This window comes from Rhodococcus sp. BUPNP1 (genome assembly GCF_002215235.1).
GTDB lineage: Bacteria > Actinomycetota > Actinomycetes > Mycobacteriales > Mycobacteriaceae > Rhodococcus.
In genome coordinates this window covers 92404-110042 of the sequence record NZ_NERM01000010.1, presented here as the reverse complement: position 1 = coordinate 110042, position 17639 = coordinate 92404, and the positions used below count along the sequence as shown (strand labels likewise).

Genomic DNA, 17639 nt, shown 5'->3' with positions numbered 1-17639 from the left:
CACTTGTAGCACTATCTAAACTATGTGACGCACGCTACTTTGGGAAGCCGCAGCGCAGTACCGCTCGATCGGAGGAATCGTGAAACTCGAAGTAGGTCGATCCTGGGCCAGTACCGTCGACGGCACCGCGGTGGTCGTCGTCCGCGCCCCTGGAGACGAGGTCGCACTCACCTGCGGCGGCGCCGAGATGGTGCCGGGAAAGAAGGGGACCGGCGACGGCACCGGCATCGACGACGCGCATCACGGCCCCACCGCGCTGGGGAAGCGGTACACCGACGCCGAGGGCGCGGTGGAGCTGCTGTGCACCACACCAGGTACCGGCGCTCTCGCCGTCGACGGCGTTCCGCTGTCGTTGAAGACGGCGAAACCGCTCCCGGCCTCCGACTGACCCCGGATCGATTACCGAATCACAACTGCACCAGGGGCTTCCATGAACCTCACGATGTTGCTCGACATGGCCGCGGACGGGCTCGAGGACCGCATCCTGGTGGGGCGCCGCGACGACGGCATCTCCGCCCGGCGCCTGCGCGACCTGTCCGTCGCCGGAGCCGCCGTGATCCGCGAGGCGGGTGCCGATGCTCTCGTCTACCGCGCGGTCAACGGCCCCGCCTTCCCCGTGGCCCTGTTCGCCGCGGCGCGCGCGGGCGTCCCGCTCGTGCCGATCAACTACCGGCTCGGCGCGGAGCAGAGTGCGGCGTTGCTGTCCCACCATCCCGACGCCCTGGTGATCGCGGACGACACCGGCGACGCGCCGGGCGTCCTCTCACCCGCGGCCTGGCTCGACCGGCTCGACCGGGCGGAGGTCGCGGAAGCCGACGATCCCGACTCGGACGCGCCCGCCGTGGTGATCTACACCTCCGGCACCACGTCGGCACCGAAAGGTGTTCTGCTGCATCATCACAACTTGGTGTCGTACGTGCTCGGTTCCGTCGAGTTCGCGTCGGCGGAGGACACCGATGCGGCCCTGGTGAGTGTCCCGCCCTATCACATCGCCGCGGTGGCGAACGTCCTCACGAATCTCTATGCGGGTCGCCGGACGGTGGTGCTCGAACAGTTCACCGCGGCCGAATGGCTCGACACCGTCCGTGGGGAGGGCATCACCAACGCTCTCGTCGTCCCTACGATGCTCGCGCGCATCCTCGATTCCGGTGCCGACACCTCGGTGCCGTCGTTGCGCTCCCTGGCCAGCGGTGGTGCCCCGATGCCCCGTCGGGTGGTCGAACGAGCTCTCGAGACCTGGCCGCAGGTCGACTTCGTCAACGCCTACGGGCTCACCGAGACCAGCTCGACGATCACCGTCCTCGGCCCCGACGACCATCGGGCGGCGATGACCAGCAGCGACGAGCGGATCCGCGCCCGGCTCGGATCGGTGGGCCGTCCCGTCCCCGGCATCGACCTCGAGATCCGCGACGCCGACGACCGCGTCGTCGAAGCCGGTGTGGCCGGGCGCATCTGGGTTCGCGGAGAACAGGTCTCGGCCGAGTACGCGGGAATCGGCAAGCTCGTCGACGACCGCGGATTCTTCGACACCCGCGACACCGGATTCGTCGACGAGGACGGCTATCTGTTCATCGGTGGGCGCAGCGACGACACCATCATCCGCGGTGCCGAGAACATCGCGCCGGCCGAGATCGAGGACGTGCTCCTGCGTCATCCCGCCGTCACCGACACCGCGGTCGTGGGGGTACCCGACGACGAATGGGGGCAACGCATCGAGGCCGTGGTGGTACTGCGCCCCGACGAATCGGTCGATGCGGAGGAGTTGCGCGCGTTCGTGCGCGAGACGCTGCGCGGGTCGAAGACGCCCGACCGCATCGTCTACTGGGACGAACTGCCGCGTACGGAGACGGGAAAGCTGGTGCGCCGGCATGTCGTCGAGCGTCTGGTCAACGACGGTGTGCCCGGTCGGGCCTGAGGTTCGCCAGAGTCTTTACATGTATAACTAGGTTGCCCTACTGTGGGTGATACGGGCCGCTCGCGTCGAGCGTCGTCCCCTATACGGAGGTAGTCGATGACCACGTCGGAGAAGACCGAGAAGCCTTCGGAGATCTACACCTTCCGCGATGAAGACATTGCGCGGGCGAGAGATCTCGTCGGCGTCTACCACGCCATGACACAGCGGGAGCAGTACACGCGCGCCTCACCCGACATCATGCGGAACTTCGCGCGCAGCTACGGCGACGACAATCCGCTGTTCACCGACGAGGAATACGGCGCCGAGACCAGCTGGGGCGGTCAGATCGCACCCCCGATGGTCAACATCGCCGTCCGCAAGGAACTGCTGGCAGATCCCGTGCCCCGAGAGCAGCGCCGGCCCTCCTTCCGGGGCATCCACGTGTTCGTCTCCGGCACCACGACCCACTGGTACCGGCCGGTCCTCGACGGCGACACCCTGTACGGCTTCCACGGCACCGAGAAGGTCGAGGAGAAGCAGTCCGAGTTCGCCGGTCGCTCGCTCATCATCACCGGGCTCCAGGTGCAGTTCAACCAGCGTGCCGAGGTGGTCCAGACCCAGCGGGTCATCACCATCCACACCGAGCGTCACGAGTCGAAGAAGCGCAAGAAGTACGACTCGATCGAGCCGGCCTCCTACACCCCCGACGACATCGCGAGGATCGACGAGATCTACGCGCAGGAACAGGTGCGCGGCGCGAACACCCGCTACTGGGAGGACGTCGAGGTCGGGGAGAGTCTCGGCACGATGGCCAAGGGCCCGCTGACGACCACCGACATGGTCATCTTCCACTCCGGCGGATACGGTTTCGCCCCGTACACCCCGTGCGCGAGCCGCCTCGCCTACAAGAACCGCCAGCGCATCGCACCGTTCTACATCCCGAACGAGCAAGGTGTGCCGGACGTCGCGCAGCGGATCCATTGGGACAGCAGCTACGCCCGCTCCATCGGCCTGCCGGCCGCCTACGACTACGGCATGATGCGCGACTGCTGGCTGAGCCACTATCTCACCGACTGGATGGGCGACGACGCCTGGCTCGAATCGATGTCGAGTCAGATGCGCAAGTTCAACTACCTCGGCGACACCCACACCTTCACCGGTGAGGTCGTCGGTAAACGCACCGAGGGCGGGCGTCATCTCGTCGACGTCGAACTGCGCGGCACCAGCCAGCGCGGTGAGGTCACCTGCCCCGCCACCGCCACCATCGCACTCCCGTCGCGGGCCGGCGTTGCGGTCGAGCTGCCCGACGCTCCCGCCGAGTTCGAACAGCTCGCGGCGCAGATGCTCGAACGCGATGCCGAGCTGCGCGGCGAGCGGCGGGCGGCGCGGAACGGGGCGGCGTCGTGAAAGGCCACCCGTCCCCGTCGGCAGCGGGGCAGGATGAGGCGACGCGCACCGAGCGGCTCGAGGAGGACCTGTGGATCTGACCGGTACGACCACGGTGATCGCCGAGCTGAAGGACCACGTCCTGACCATCACGCTCGACCGTCCCGACAAGCTCAACTCCTTCACCGACACGATGCGCGCCGAGTTCCGGGAGCTGTGGCACTACGCCTCCGAGACCGACGACGTGCACGTCGTCGTCCTCCGGGCCAACGGCGACCGCGCGTTCAGCACGGGCGTCGATGTCCACGAGGGGACCTTCCTGTCCGACAACGTCTTCAGCCGTCGCGATCCTGGTGTCGACCTGTCGCCCAAACAGAACAACTGCTGGAAACCGCTCGTGTGCGCGGTCCAGGGTATGGTCGCCGGCGGGGCGCTCTACTGGCTCAACGAGGCCGACATCATCGTCGCGAGCGAGGACGCCCAGTTCTTCGATCCGCACGTCTCCTACGGCATGGTCGCCGCACTCGAACCGATCGGCCTCGCACACCGCATCCCCATCGGTGAGGTGCTGCGTATGGTGCTGCTCGGTCTCGACGAACGTATGTCTGCGAAGAGGGCATACGAGATCGGCTTCGTCAGTGAGATCGTCACCCGCGACGCGCTGTGGGACCGCGCGCAGAAGCTCGCCGAACGAATCGCCGCCAAACCGCCGGCCGCGATCCAGGGCAGCATCCGCGCGATCTGGGAGTCCAAGGACCGCACACGATCCCACGCTCTTGCCACCGGGATGATGTACACCGATCTCGGCAATCCCATCGGTCTGGCACAGGTCGATCGGTCCCAGGTCCCCACGCGCGACTACGAGGTGCGCTGACATGGACTACGGACTGACACCCGAACTCGAGCAGTTCCGCAAGGAGGTACGCGAGTTCGTCGAGACCCACAAACCCGACGTGCCGGTGAAGGCGGGTGTGCGCAGCGCCGACGACGCCGACGAACTCGCGGCGCTGAAGGAGTGGACCCGCAAACTCTTCGAGGCCGGGTACATCGGCGCCGACTGGCCGGAGCGCTACGGCGGTGCCGGAGCGGCGCACTCACCGGAGAAGGACGTCGTCGTCGGCGAGGAACTGGCACGCGGCCGTGCTCCGGCCGCGGTGCAGGGAGCCGGACTGCTGGTCGCGCACGCGCTGATCGACTTCGGCACCGAGGAACAGCGCGAGAAGTACCTGCCGGGCATCCGATCGGGCGAACTCGTCTTCTGCCAGCTGTTCAGCGAGCCTGGTTCCGGCAGCGACCTCGCGTCCCTGCGCACGAAGGCTGAACCGGCCGACGGCGGTGGGTTCACCGTCACCGGCCAGAAGGTGTGGACGACCAACGGGCACTGGGCCGACTACGGCTATCTCCTGGCACGGACGAATCCCGATGCCCCGAAACACCGTGGCATCAGTGCCTTCCTGCTCGACATGCGATCGCCGGGTGTCGACGTGCGGCCACTGCGAGAGATGACCGGAACCTCGGATTTCAACGAGATCTTCCTCGACGACGTTCCCGTCGGATCCGACGCGCTCATCGGCGACCTCGACAACGGCTGGCTCATCGCGAATTCGAGTCTCGCCCACGAACGCAGCGCCGTGGCGTCGGCCGCGGTACGTCTGCAACAGGACGTCGACGCACTGAAGGAACTTGCGCGCAGGACGATCCGGTACGGGCGTCCGGCGATCGAGGACGGTGCGGTGCAGGAGCGGATCGGCGAACTCCAGGCGTCGGTCGAAGCATTGTCGGCACTGGTCTACGCGAACATCGGCCGCTGGTCGCGGGGTGCCGAACGCGCTCACGACGCCGCCATGGCCAAATTGATGTTCAGCGAGATCGGCGTCGAGACAGCACGATTCGCGCTGGAACTCGCATGTGAGGACGGCATTCTCGTCGAGGGCGACCCGCAGGTCGTCGACGGGGGCCGGTGGCAGGACGAATTCCTGTACGCCCGCGCGTACACCATCGCCGGCGGTACCTCGGAGATCATGCGCAACATGATCGCCGAGAGAGGGCTCGGTCTTCCGCGCTGAGGCGCGCTCCCCGGCCGGATCGCCGGCCGGCACTACGAACACCTTCGGGTCGACCGAAGAGGAGGCTCCGCGATGACGGGCATCAGAGAGGCGTTGACCCTGCTGTGGTCGACCCCCGACAGTGCGAACATGGTGCAGGAGGGCAAGACCTGGCACACATGGGCTCAGGTGCGTGACACGACCGAGCGGATCGATGCGGAGCTCGAACGGCTCGGGTGCGGGCCTCGCAGCCGGATCGGTGTCGTGCTGATCAACCGCACCGAATCCATCGCGTCCCTGATCGCGATCCTGCGACACGACCGCGTGCTGCTCACCCTCAACCCGGCCCAGCCGTCGCGGCGGATCGTCGAGGACGCGGTCGGGGCCCACCCGGATGTGATCCTCGCGCCCCGCGAGTACTGGGCCGACGAGGAATTCGCCGCACCCATCGCAGCAGCGGGCATCGTCGGTGTCGCCGTGGACGGTTCAGACGTGACTTGCGTCTTCGGCGACGCTCCGGTTCCGCCCCGCCCGGACGAGCAGGACCCGGTCGCGGTCGAGATGTTCACCTCCGGCACCACCGGCCCGCCCAAGCGGGTTCCGCTGACCTGGCGCCAACTCGAGGCCGCCCTCGAAGCCGTGCACGGGCACACCGGCAAGGGGAGGGGCGATCACGAACCCTTCACCGGACCGGTCGCGCTGATCTCCCTGTCGATGGTGCACATCGGCGGGTTGTGGGGCGTGATCCAGTCGCTGTCGGAAGCACGGCCGATCGTGTTGATGCCCCGTTTCACCGTCGAGGGCTGGGTCGACGCGGTGTACGAGCACCGGATGATCGTCGCGGGTCTCCCACCGGCGGCCATGCGGTCGGTGCTCAATGCCGACGTGCCGAAGGAGAAACTCGCGACCCTCCGGGCCATCACCGCCGGTACCACCTTCGTCAGCCCCGAACTTGCCGACGAGTTCACCGACCGGTACGGCATCCCCATCATGATCATGTACGGGGCAACGGAATTCGGCGGTGCTGTCGCGGGGTGGACGAAACCCCTCATCAAGCAGTGGTGGGAACACAAACGCGGCAGCGTCGGCCGGCCGTTCCCGGGGGTGCGGATGCGCACGGTCGACGAGAACGGCGCGGTGCTGCCCGAGGGCAGCACCGGTCGCCTCGAGGTGAGTTCACCGCAGACCGGCACCGGGGTCGGCGACTGGGTGCGCACCAGCGACCTCGCACATCTCGACGAGGACGGCTTCCTCTACATCGACGGCCGGGCCGACGACGCCATCGTCCGTGGCGGGTTCAAGATCCAGCCCGAAACCGTCTGCAACGCACTGCGGGCCCACCCGTCGGTGCTCGACGCGTCGGTCTTCGGCCGTCCCGACGAGCGGCTCGTACACGTACCGGTCGCGGTGATCGAAACCGCTGAGGGCGCAGAGGATGTCGACGTCGACGAGCTGAAGACCTTCCTGCGCACCCGGTTGACGGCCTACGAGATCCCGGTGGAGATCCACAGGGTCGACGCCCTGCCCCGCAGTGTGTCGCTCAAGGTCGACCGCCGTCGGCTGCTGGAGATGGTGGACGAGATCGAATCGTCGCGCGCCCGATAGCGCACAGAAAGGGGGCGGGATCCGGATGGATCCCGCCCCCTTTTCGGGGTTTCGGCCGACGTGGTGTCTCAGGCGACGGCGAGCCGGCGACGGTGGTACGACACCGAACCGTCGAGCAGTTCGTCGACCTTGATGCGGCGGAGCAGCAGGTGCACGTCGTGCTCCCACGTGAAGCCGATCCCGCCGTGGACCTGCAGCGCCGTCTGGGCGGTGGTGGACGCTCCGGAGCATGCGAACGCGACCGCGGCGGACACCGCCCGGGCACGCGCTGCGGCATCGTCCCCGTCGAGTGCGACGGCGGCGGCCCAGAGTGTCGCGCGGGAAGCCTCGGTCGTCGTCGCCATGTTCGCGCAGTGGTGCTTCACGGCCTGGAAGCTGCCGATCACCTTGCCGAACTGTGTTCTGCTACCGACATAGTCGACGCTCAGGTCGACCAGACGTGCGGCGGCACCGAGAGCATCGACTGCCCGGAAGGTCGCGAGACGATCGTGGGTGAAGGCCACGGTGCCGGTCGGCAAGGAGAACCACGAACCCTGCGGAAGAGTGACGTCGAGGTCGGCGACGGCCCACGAGCGAGTGAGATCGAGCGTGTCGAGCGGTCGCACGGTGAGCGTCTCCACGGGCACGACCGCCGCGACCTCTGCGCCGGTGTCGGTGACCGCGACCAACAGGAGGTCGTGCGCATCGATCAGGTCGGTGATCGGAGCCGTCGTACCGCTCAGAACCAGTGTGTCCCCGTCGAATCGGACCTGCAGGCCGGTCTTCTCGGGGGACGACAGGGCGGGCAGCACGACGCGTTCACCGCTCTCCGCCGCTGCGGCCACGGGATGACCGATCGTCTCGAGGAGACTCGCCGCGACCGCCAGTTCGGCGACGGGAAGGGCGCTGCCCGCTCGTCCGTGTTCCTCGACGAGTACGGCCAGATCGACGTGGGTGCCGCCCGTCTCGGTGGTGAGCAGCCCGATCAGGCCCGAGTGTGCGAGGTGGCGGAGTCCGTCGGCGGGGAGGTGGGCCGGTCCGTCGTCGATGCTCGGTCTGCGCGCGGCGATCGGGTCGTTCTTGGCGAGCCACGCGCGCTCGCTCTCGCCGAGGGCCACCTGTTCGTCGCTCAACGCGAAGTCCATGACGCTCCTTCGATGTGGTCGTCAACGTAGTTAACCATGTGTGCCGCAGTTTGTGGACCCCTCGGACCCGCTCGCGCTATCGGAGGAGTTTTCGACGAAGCCTGGCCCTTACATCGTTATACAGGTAATACTTGTCGCCGACGTCCACGAGGGAGTGACCGATGACGATGCCGTCGATGAACCCGACCGATCTCGCCGCCGCCTTCGGCGACAAGCCCGCGATCGTCATGGTCGAGGACGGCGCGACGCTCACCTACCGCGAACTCGAATCAGCCTCCAACCGCATCGCCCACCTGTTCCGGCAGCGCGGTCTGCGGGCCGGCGACCACATCGCGATCCTCATGGAGAACTGCCTCGACGTCTTCCCCGTGGTGTGGGCGGCGCAGCGCACCGGCCTGCTCTACACGCCCGTCAACTGGCACCTGTCCGACGACGAGGCCGCCTACGTGGTCGAGAACTGCGGAGCGCGTGTGCTCGTGCATTCGGAACGTCTCGACCACCTTGGAGCGGTCGTCGCCGACGGCAACCCCGTCCTCGGGGCGCGATTCACCACCGGCGGAAGCTCACCGAGCGGCGCCGAGACCCTCGCCGAGGCTGTTGCGGTCCTGCCCGATACACCCGTCGACGACGAACTCGAGGGGTACTACATGCTGTACTCGTCGGGCACCACCGGACGTCCGAAGGGGATCCTGCCCGCGCTCACCGGCGCCCAGTTCGGCACGGGCCTGCCCATCGATTCGACGATGCGCGACGCCTTCGGATTCGGTCCGCACTCCGTCTATCTCAGCCCCGGACCGCTCTACCACGCGGCACCACTCGGCTGGACGATGGGAACCGTCCGCAACGGGGGTACGGCGCTGGTGATGGAGACCTTCGACGCCGAACGCACACTCGACGCCATCGAGCGGTACGGCGTCACCCATGCGCAGTTCGTCCCGACGATGTTCGTGCGGATGCTCAAGCTCCCCGAACCGACCCGCACGCGCTACGACGTGTCGAGCCTGCGCGTCGTGGTCCACGCGGCGGCGCCGTGCCCGGTCGAGGTCAAGGAACGCATGATCGACTGGTTCGGCCCGAAGATCCTCGAGTTCTACGCGGGCAGTGAAGGCAACGGATTCTTCATGATCACCACACCGGAATGGCTCGAACATCGCGGGTCCGTCGGCCGTCCGACCCTGGGGCAGGTGCACATCTGCGACGAGTCCGGCCGCGAACTCGGCCCCGGCGAGGTGGGCCAGGTGTGGATCGGCGACGGCCTGGACTTCGAGTACCACAGCGATCCGGCGAAGACCGCCGCCGCCTACAACGACAAGGGCTGGACGACCCTCGGCGATCTCGGGCACGTCGACGAGGACGGCTACCTGTACCTCTCGGCGCGGCGCACCGATCTGATCCTGTCCGGCGGCGTCAACATCTACCCGGTCGAGGTCGAGGACGTGCTGACGATGCACCCTGCCGTCCTCGACGTCGCCGTCGTCGGCCTGCCCGACGAGGAGATGGGCCAGCGCGTCCACGCCGTCGTCACACCCGTGGACGGAGTGCGGGCGGACGACGCTCTCGCGGCCGGACTCGTCGAGTACACCCGCGAGCGCCTCGCGCACTTCAAGGTGCCGCGCACGATCGAGTTCGGTGAGGTTCCGCGACTGCCCAGCGGCAAGATCCTGCGTCGGGCCCTGCTCGCCCGCTACGACGAGGTGTCGCCGGCACCCTGACGGTTCAGGACAGCTGGGTCACCACGATCCGTGTGACGCCGTAGAAGGCGGTACCCGCCGTGACGATCGCGAACAGCGCGATCCACACCGCGGCCGGGAGCCGGGTGAGCCAGCGCAACTGGTCGGCATCCGAACCCCGGCCGCGACCGCGCGAGTGCGTGCGGGCGAGTTCGAGGACCGGGCGGGTCGCGCCGAGGAGCAGGACCCAGGTGATCAGGTACGCCGCGGTGTAGCGGACGACCGGATCACCGAGATAGGCGGCCGCGCCGACGAGCGCACCCGCGATCACGACGGAGACGAAGCCGTACAGATTGCGGATCAGCAGCAACAGAACGGCGAGCGCGGCGAGGATCGACCACAACACCGCGGCGGGCCGATCGAGCGTCAGCAGCGTCGCCGCGGCGAAACCGAGCACGGCCGGACCGGTGTATCCCGCGAAGGTCGTCGCGACCATGCCGGGACCGCGCGGATTACCGGACGACACCATCACGCCCGAGGTGTCGCTGTGCAGGCGGATGCCCGACAGTTTGCGGCCCACGAGCGCCGCGACCAGCGCGTGCGACCCCTCGTGCGCCTGCGTGATGACGTGGCGGGTCTTCAACCACAGTGGACGGACGGTCACGAGCACGAGCGCGACGATGGCCGTGCCGACGACGACCATCGTCGGTGCGGGCTCGTCGACGGTCGACACGGCCTGCCACGCGGAGGACACGACCTCCGTGAACGAGGTGGACACAGATCACCTTCCTTCGGGCCGGACACGGGCATCTCGCGCCCGGCGATAGCCTGGTGAGCATGCCCGACCGTCGCTCCCTCGAGATCCGCGCGGGTGTTGCGGACTCCTGGGCAGTCGGTCTCGGACTGATTCCGCTGGGGCTCGCGTTCGGGGTGGTGCTCACCCAGGGCGGCTTCGACTGGTGGTGGGCACCGATCTTCTCCACCGTCATCTACGCGGGGTCGATGGAGTTCCTCGCGATCGGTCTCATCGCAGCGGTCACCCCGCTCGCGTCGGTCGCGGCGGCGACGTTGCTCGTGAACTTCCGGCACGTCTTCTACGGCCTGTCGTTCCCGCTGCATCGCATCCGCAGCCGGCTCGGGCGTCTCTACGGCGTGTACGCGCTCACCGACGAGTCGTACGCGATCGTCGCGCCCAAGGCACGTGAACAGCTGACGGGCACCCGCATCCTCACGGTCCAGGTGCTGTGCCAGCTGATGTGGGTCGTGTCGGGCACGGTCGGCGCGCTGATCGGCGCGGTGCTCCCGGAGGGACTCGCCGGGCTCGAGTTCGCGCTCACGGCGCTGTTCGCAGTGCTCGCCATCGACGCCTTCCGCGCCAATCGCGACGTGCCGGCGCCGGTGATCGCGCTGGTCTGCGGTCTCGTCGCGTTGCTGGTCGCGAAGGAGCAGATGCTCGTCGTCGGCCTCGGGCTGTTCGTGGTGTGCCTGTTCGCGCGGTTCGTCTACCGGAACAAGGTGGCCCGTGCCTGAGTCGGTGCCCGGCGCCGCATACGTCCTCGGTGCCCTGGCGGTGATGTTCGTCGTGACGGTCGCCCTGCGCGCGGCGCCGTTCCTCGCGTTGTCGGCGCTGAAGAACTCCGCCTTCGTCGACTTCCTCGGCCGCACGATGCCCGCGGGGGTCATGGTGATCCTCGTGATGTACACGCTGCGCGACGTGGGGCAGTCGACCTGGCTCCCGGCGACCGTCGGTCTCGCGGGCACGATCGCCGTGCACCTGTGGCGACGCAACGCCGCGCTGAGCACGGTCGTCGGGACGGGCCTCTACCTCGTCGCGTCAGCGTTCTGGACCTGAGCGGTCTCGGCGCTCTCACCGGATTCCGCGGGGGCTTCCTGTGCCTCCACCGAGTGGGCCTCCACCGGGCGGGCTTCCACCGGGGCCTCGGCGCCGGGTCGGCGGCCGCGCGCGGCGATCATCGCGGCGACGAAGACCGCGATCGCGGCCAGGCACTGCGAGGTTCCGAGCACTTCGAGGAGCAGCTTCTCGACCCAGCCGCCGGAGGACGCTTCACGCAGCAGGTGGTTGGGTCCGATGAGGAAGACGACGGTGGCGGGCACCAGCACGGGCCACCAGCGGCGGTAGGCCGGCGCGACCAGCAGCGGCACGAGGAACAGCGCGTACACCCAGTGGTGGGTGACGGCGATCGGAGCGGCGAGCAGCGACGCCAGGCCCACCAGGGCAACCGCGACCACGGGTTCGTCGGCACGCAGGAAGCGGTAGGCGGCCCACGCGGTACCGGCGACGACGATCAGCGCACCGGCCAGCCACAGTGCCGTGGCGGTGCCGTCGGAGAAGTCGAAGCGGGCGATGAGACCGGTGAGCGCCTGGTTGCGGAAGAACGACGGGTCGCCGGCGCGGTCGGTCGCGAAGAACTCCGTGGTCCAGAAGTAGACGGTCGAATCGGGGCGCAGCCAGTAGCCGAACGCGACGGTCGCGGCGAAGGCGCCCAGCGCACGGAATGCCGACGGCCAGTCGCGGCGGAGCAGGAAGATCAGCCCGAAGGCGGCCGGGGTCACCTTGATGGCGGCGGCCAGTGCGATGCCGACACCGCGGAATCGCTTCGGGATCACGCCGAGCAGGTCGGCGACCACCAGGGCCATGAGCACGATGTTGATCTGGCCGAACGTGAAGTTGGAGCGGAACGGCTCGAGCCACAGCACCGGTCCGAGCGACGCAGCAGCGATCAGGCTCGGCTGCGACATGTCGAGCCGCTGGTAGACGACCTTCAGTACCCACCACACGAGAGCGATGAGCCCGATCGTCCACAACACCTGCAGGGCGGTACTGCCTACCAGCGCCATCGGGGCGAAGAGGAACGCCGCGAAGGGTGGGTAGATGAACCGGAAGCCGGAATGGCTGAAGAACCCCTCGGTGTACAGCGGGGTGTGGTGCAGGAAGGCCCAACCGGCATCGCGGAAGACGTCGAGATCCATGAGGTACTCGTTCACCGCGTCGCGCAGGTATCCCGCGACTGCCAGCGCCGAGACCGTCAGACCGATGGCGATCAGCAAGGATCGAACAGGTCGGGTACGGACTTCGGTCAACAGCACGGGCGGTACCTCCCGGTAGGAAACAGGTGCGTCGCCACGTTACACAATCGTTGTCTTCGGGATCAGGCGACGAGAATATCGTCTCCCCAACCGTTTTGACGGAGATTTCCGTTTCGCGCACTTGTGGAGTGAGGCGGATCACGTTGCGGAAAAATCTCGGCCGACCAGACGTGAGGAAAGTATTCGGCTTTCTAGCCGTAGGGCTAGAAAGCCGAATACTCCGGTAGCGGGGTCAGGCGACGCCGCTGATCTCGTTCGGGGTGTGCGGCAGTTCGGCGGAGCGGATCTCACCCGAGGTCACGTCCACCGCGTACAGGGAGTCGGTGGCGGGATCGGTAACGAACGCCGTATCGCCCCGTACCTCGAGTGCGGGCCGAGGTGCCTGCCACTCGTCGGGCTCGGTCCACGGCTCGAGCACCTCGATCCGCCGGACGATCTCGCCGGAGCCGGGATCGATCACGTGGAGGTTGCCGTCGGTGCCGAGAACGAGCGCTTCCCCTGCCGGTCCACGCCCGAGGGAACGGAAGGTGTAACTCGTACCGAGGTCGACGAGACGCACCGACGCCGTGCGGGTGTCCACGAGCGCGACGCGCTCGGGACGCTCGAGCTCGGCGTCGGGATCCGTCTTGTAGTCGCCGAGGACGACGGGCGAGTCCTCGCTGCCGGCCTGGTTCCCGATCCGGCCGTAGGGGTCGGGCACCGGCGCCTTCGTGAACGTTCCGTCGTGGAAGATCACCATGCCGTCCTCACATCCGAAGGCGACGACCCCGTCGGCCGCGACCGTCTCGCCGTGCACGCCCGGGCACTGTTCGGTGCGCGTGATCTCGGTGCCCTTCTCGTCGAGCAGCGCCACACCGGTCCGCTCCTCGGAATCGCCGAGGGTGACGAGCATGCCGCCGTCGGGCATCGGGACGGCCACGCCGTGGTGGGCGTCGGGGAGCGCATGGCTGTCGAGATCCGGCAGGTCGGTCGCCGAAGCGAGATCGGCGGGGTCGAACACATCGATGCGTCCGGTGCCGTCGTCGAACAGGGCGGTGACCCCGGCGTGCGGCACGACGTGCCCGGGCTTCTCGGCGGCGAACGTCAGGTCGGTGAGCGCGGGTGCGCCGGCGTAGTGGTGACCGTGGTCGCCGTGGGCCTCCGTCCAGCTGCCGGTGTCGAGAGCGCGGAATCCGCCCTCGGTGGAGACCAGCACGTGGCGTCCGTCGCCGGCGGGGGAGAGGCGGTTGAAACCGTCGAGTGCGAAGTCGTCGACGACGGTGAGTTCTTCTTCGTCGACGACGAGGACGCCGCCGTCGTAGGTCAGGGCCAGGCGCGGCTGCGCCGTCGCCACCTCGGAAGCGGCAGTGGAGGTCGTCGTCTCGGGGGTGCCGGCCGCAGTGGTATCGGCCTCGGTCGTACCGCCGCAGGCGGCGGCGAAGGTTGCAGCGACGACGGTGAGGGCGGCGCCGCCGTAGCGGGAGAGCGTTGTCATGGGGAAAGAAATAGCCAGTAGTGAAAATGAATGTCAAAGTCTGGAATGCGCATGCGTGCATGTCGCTCCGAGCCGCCGAGGTTGCAGTTGTTGTCGACAATTCGCCGAAATGTCGACAACAACTGCGGTTTCGGGCTCGGACATAGACGAATACCGCCGTCTACGACACGCGCTAGATCAGCCCATAATCCGATGAACTCGCCGTTAGCATCGACAGATGGATCCTGTCCGCAACCCGTACGCCCCGGGCGCGGGACAGCGCCCGCCCGAACTCGCCGGCCGCGAGAAGCAACTCACCGCGTTCGAGGTGGTCCTCGAACGGATCGCCCGGGAACGACCCGAACGCAGCGTCGTCCTCACCGGCCTCCGCGGGGTCGGCAAGACCGTCCTTCTCAACCATCTGCGCTCCGCCGCCATCGCGAAGAGCTGGGGCACCGGCAAGATCGAGGCCCGTCCCGATCAAGGACTGCGACGCCCGCTGTCGTCGGCGCTGCACATGGCGGTCCGCGAGATCGCCGCCGCACATCCGGATCCGGAATCGGTGGAGTACTTCCTCGGCGTGCTCAAGTCGTTCGCGCTGCGGGCCACCGCCGACAAGGGTATGCGCGAACGCTGGCAACCCGGCATCGACGCCCCGGCCGTGAAAGGACGGGCGGACTCGGGCGACATCGAGATCGACCTCGTCGAACTACTCGTCGACGCAGCCGGACTCGCGCGCGACGTGGGCGTGGGCATCGCGTTGTTCATCGACGAGATGCAGGATCTCGGACCCGACGATGTCTCGGCGATCTGCGGTGCCTGCCACGAGCTGAGCCAGGACGCCGCGCCGCTCATCGTCGTCGGGGCCGGCCTGCCGCATTTGCCCGCCGTGCTGTCGGCGTCGAAGTCCTACTCCGAACGGCTGTTCACCTACCACCGCATCGACCGGCTCGACCGTGCGGCAGCGGATCTTGCCCTCATCGCGCCCGCGGCACGAGAGGACGTCGAGTTCACGCAGGACGCCCTCGACCTGCTGTACGAAACCGCCGACGGCTACCCGTATTTCGTGCAGGCCTACGGCAAGGCGACCTGGGACGTCGCAGCGGATTCGCCGATCACCGCCGACGACGTGCGGGTCGCGGCACCCACGGCGGAAGAGGAACTCGCCGTCGGCTTCTTCGGCTCCCGCTACGAACGGGCGACCCCCGCCGAACGCGAATACATGCGGGCCATGGCGGATCTGGCGGGCGACGACGGGCCCGTCGCGACCTCGAAGATCGCCGTCGAACTCGGACGGAAACCGGCTTCCCTGTCACCCGCGCGCGACGGATTGATCAAGAAGGGCCTGATCTACTCCGCCGAGCGGGGGTTCATCGGGTTCACCGTTCCGCACTTCGGGCGCTACCTGCGCGCCCAGAACGACTGACCGACAGCCGGGGCGATCGAAAGTTCAGTCGACCCACTCGACGGTCTCGTCGAGCGACGCGCGATCCGTGCGACACGCATTGGCCGGGTGCGCCTCGTCGGCGTAACCGAACGAGATGGCGCAGACGATGTCGCGGTCGTCGCCGATGTTCAGTTCGCGTCGCAGCGCGGTGGCCGTCATCGCGACGGCGGCCTGCGGGACGGCAGCGATGCCGAGCGATTCGGCAGCGAGCAGCAGGGTCGAGACGTAGCCGCCGCAGTCGACGGCGCCGTACACGCCGAGGGCCTTGTCGGAGGTGATGATCGCGACGTGCGGTGCGCCGAAGAAGCGGTAGTTCTCGAGCATCTGCTCGGTGCGGCGCTGGTAGTCGTCGCGCGCGATGCCCAGCGCGTTGTACAGGGCGTAGCCGGCGCTGCGGCGACGCTCGGCATAGGCGCCGCGGTATTCGGCCGGTCCCGGGATGTCGGGATCCATGTTCCCCGAGGTGGCCTGCGCGTAGACGGCGTCGCGCAGGCGGTCGGTGGCGTCGCCGCTGACGATGTGCACCTGCCAGGGCTGGGAGTTGCACCAGGACGCGGTGCGCTGACCCATCCGCAGCATGCGTTCGATGTCCTCGCGCGGGACCTGCTTGGTCAGGAAGGCGCGGCAGCTGAAACGGGTGTCGAGCAGGGACGACAGCGTGTCGGCGGCAGAAGTCATGTCACCACGATGGCACATCACTTCACCGAGCGTTCGTTCAGCCGGTCGCGAGCACACGACAGGCGAATATCCGACTTTCTACGATCCGCCCGAGAAAGCGGTAGAGAAGGTCAGACGATGTCCTTCTCGTCGCCGGGTGTGACCCGGCGCAACCCCCGATAGGCGTCGGTGGGGGTGCTCTTCCCGGTCACCACGGCCGCGACCTCGGCGGCGATCGGCATCTCCACCCCGTACTCGCGAGCGAGTTCCATGACCGTCGGCGCGGTCTTCACCCCTTCGGCGACCTGCCCCAGTGCCTCGACGGCCTCGTCGATGCTGAGCCCGCGCGCCAGCGCCTCACCGACCCGGCGGTTCCGCGACGACGGACTCGTGCACGTCGCGATGAGATCACCCATCCCCGTGAGGCCCGCGAACGTGCGCGGATCCGCCCCCATGGCCTCGCCGAGACGCGTCATCTCCGCCAACCCGCGGGAGAGGACCATCGCGCGGGTGTTGTCGCCGACGCTGAGCCCCTCGGCCATGCCGGCCGCGATCGCCACGATGTTCTTGAGGATCCCGCCCAGTTCGCAGCCGAGCACGTCGGCGTTGCGGTAGACGCGGAACAGCGACGTGGCGAACAGCGGTTGCAGCGCCGCACTCACCGCTTCGTCCTGCATCGCGACCACCGACGCGGCGGCCATGCCGTCGGCGATCTCCCCGGCGATGTTCGGACCCGCGAGCAGGCCGACGGGGTGCCCCGGAAGGCATTCGGCGATCACCTCGGTGGGCCGGAGACGGGTGCCCGGCTCGAGGCCCTTCACGAGCGAGACGACCGGGACCCACGCGCGGATCTCGTCGACGACCTGCTCGAGTGTCTTGCGCACCGCGTGCGACGGCACACCGACGACCAGGACGTCGGCCTCGCGCGCGGCCTCTTCGAGATCGGAGGTCGCGCGCAGACCCTGCGGCAGTGGCCGTTCACCGAGATATCGACGGTTGCGGTGCTCGGTGTCGATCTCACGCGCGATGTCGTCGTTGCGGGCCCACAACGTCGTCGGGGTGTTGCGTGCGGCCAACGACGCGATCGTGGTTCCCCACGATCCCGATCCGAGAACGACGACGCGAACCGCACGAGCCATCGGTGACCTTTCGTCCGTACGGGCAGGTATCGACAGAGTGTCAGTTTTCCGGTCCCGGCGGGCCCGGTTTGTGGTCCCGGGATCCTCGCGGGGCGGATGTGCTGTGGAGGC

At 68.1% G+C, this 17639-nt stretch carries 16 protein-coding genes; 10 read left to right on the top strand and 6 right to left on the bottom strand.

Annotated features, from left to right (window positions below; translation table 11 throughout):
- Positions 1-79 precede the first annotated feature (79 nt).
- The 6 genes from B9C99_RS12485 to B9C99_RS12460 all read left to right on the top strand — a co-directional run bounded on the left by B9C99_RS12485 (position 80) and on the right by B9C99_RS12460 (position 6930).
- Complete coding sequence (locus B9C99_RS12485; protein WP_088898074.1) at positions 80-388, top strand: hypothetical protein; 309 nt, start codon at positions 80-82, stop codon at positions 386-388.
- A 42-nt stretch (positions 389-430) separates the two neighbouring features.
- Positions 431-1915, top strand: a complete 1485-nt coding sequence (locus B9C99_RS12480; RefSeq protein WP_088898073.1) for a class I adenylate-forming enzyme family protein — start codon at positions 431-433, stop codon at positions 1913-1915.
- A 96-nt stretch (positions 1916-2011) separates the two neighbouring features.
- On the top strand, positions 2012-3301 hold the full coding sequence (locus B9C99_RS12475) for a MaoC family dehydratase N-terminal domain-containing protein (RefSeq protein WP_088898072.1): 1290 nt from the start codon (positions 2012-2014) through the stop codon (positions 3299-3301).
- Between the two features lie 70 nt (positions 3302-3371).
- Positions 3372-4154, top strand: coding sequence for an enoyl-CoA hydratase/isomerase family protein (locus B9C99_RS12470; RefSeq protein ID WP_088898071.1), 783 nt, complete (start codon positions 3372-3374; stop codon positions 4152-4154).
- A 1-nt stretch (position 4155) separates the two neighbouring features.
- Entirely contained in the window at positions 4156-5346 is a 1191-nt protein-coding gene (locus tag B9C99_RS12465) for an acyl-CoA dehydrogenase family protein (RefSeq protein WP_088898070.1), read from the top strand.
- A gap of 72 nt (positions 5347-5418) precedes the next feature.
- Positions 5419-6930 (top strand): class I adenylate-forming enzyme family protein, encoded by a 1512-nt coding sequence (locus B9C99_RS12460; protein ID WP_088898069.1) that lies wholly within the window; start codon positions 5419-5421, stop codon positions 6928-6930.
- A 68-nt stretch (positions 6931-6998) separates the two neighbouring features.
- Here the strand turns inward: B9C99_RS12460 and B9C99_RS12455 are convergent, their stop codons facing one another.
- The gene (locus B9C99_RS12455; protein ID WP_088898068.1) at positions 6999-8054 is read right to left on the bottom strand and encodes an acyl-CoA dehydrogenase family protein; all 1056 of its coding nucleotides are present in this window, start codon (positions 8052-8054) and stop codon (positions 6999-7001) included.
- A 161-nt stretch (positions 8055-8215) separates the two neighbouring features.
- Here B9C99_RS12455 and B9C99_RS12450 point away from each other — a divergent pair, with 161 nt between their 5' ends.
- Positions 8216-9766, top strand: a complete 1551-nt coding sequence (locus B9C99_RS12450; protein ID WP_088898067.1) for an acyl-CoA synthetase — start codon at positions 8216-8218, stop codon at positions 9764-9766.
- A gap of 4 nt (positions 9767-9770) precedes the next feature.
- On the opposite strand, the gene B9C99_RS12445 is transcribed toward B9C99_RS12450, so the two are convergent.
- On the bottom strand, positions 9771-10502 hold the full coding sequence (locus B9C99_RS12445) for a M50 family metallopeptidase (protein ID WP_016691737.1): 732 nt from the start codon (positions 10500-10502) through the stop codon (positions 9771-9773).
- 53 nt (positions 10503-10555) lie between these two features.
- On the opposite strand from B9C99_RS12445, the gene B9C99_RS12440 reads away from it, so the two are divergent.
- Both B9C99_RS12440 and B9C99_RS12435 read left to right on the top strand, forming a co-directional pair.
- Positions 10556-11254, top strand: coding sequence for an AzlC family ABC transporter permease (locus B9C99_RS12440; RefSeq protein ID WP_088898066.1), 699 nt, complete (start codon positions 10556-10558; stop codon positions 11252-11254).
- Positions 11247-11576 carry a branched-chain amino acid transporter permease gene (locus B9C99_RS12435; protein WP_088898065.1) on the top strand — a complete coding sequence of 110 codons (330 nt, stop codon included), beginning with the start codon at positions 11247-11249 and terminating at the stop codon, positions 11574-11576. The genes B9C99_RS12440 and B9C99_RS12435 overlap by 8 nt, the downstream gene beginning before the upstream one ends.
- On the opposite strand, the gene B9C99_RS12430 is transcribed toward B9C99_RS12435, so the two are convergent.
- Together B9C99_RS12430 and aztD are read right to left on the bottom strand one after the other, a co-directional pair.
- Entirely contained in the window at positions 11546-12793 is a 1248-nt protein-coding gene (locus B9C99_RS12430; protein ID WP_253250059.1) for a glycosyltransferase 87 family protein, read from the bottom strand. The two genes, B9C99_RS12435 and B9C99_RS12430, sit on opposite strands and share 31 nt — an antisense overlap.
- A gap of 271 nt (positions 12794-13064) precedes the next feature.
- Positions 13065-14306: a zinc metallochaperone AztD gene (gene aztD, locus B9C99_RS12425; protein ID WP_088898064.1), complete on the bottom strand. Its 1242-nt coding sequence runs from the start codon at positions 14304-14306 to the stop codon at positions 13065-13067.
- A 217-nt stretch (positions 14307-14523) separates the two neighbouring features.
- Between aztD and B9C99_RS12420 the strand changes: the two genes are divergently transcribed.
- Complete coding sequence (locus B9C99_RS12420) at positions 14524-15711, top strand: ATP-binding protein (protein ID WP_088898063.1); 1188 nt, start codon at positions 14524-14526, stop codon at positions 15709-15711.
- Positions 15712-15735: 24 nt separating this feature from the next.
- Here B9C99_RS12420 and B9C99_RS12415 read toward each other — a convergent pair whose 3' ends face one another.
- Positions 15736-16410: a nitroreductase gene (locus B9C99_RS12415; protein WP_088898062.1), complete on the bottom strand. Its 675-nt coding sequence runs from the start codon at positions 16408-16410 to the stop codon at positions 15736-15738.
- 110 nt (positions 16411-16520) lie between these two features.
- Entirely contained in the window at positions 16521-17528 is a 1008-nt protein-coding gene (locus B9C99_RS12410) for an NAD(P)H-dependent glycerol-3-phosphate dehydrogenase (protein ID WP_088898061.1), read from the bottom strand.
- Positions 17529-17639 lie beyond the last annotated feature (111 nt).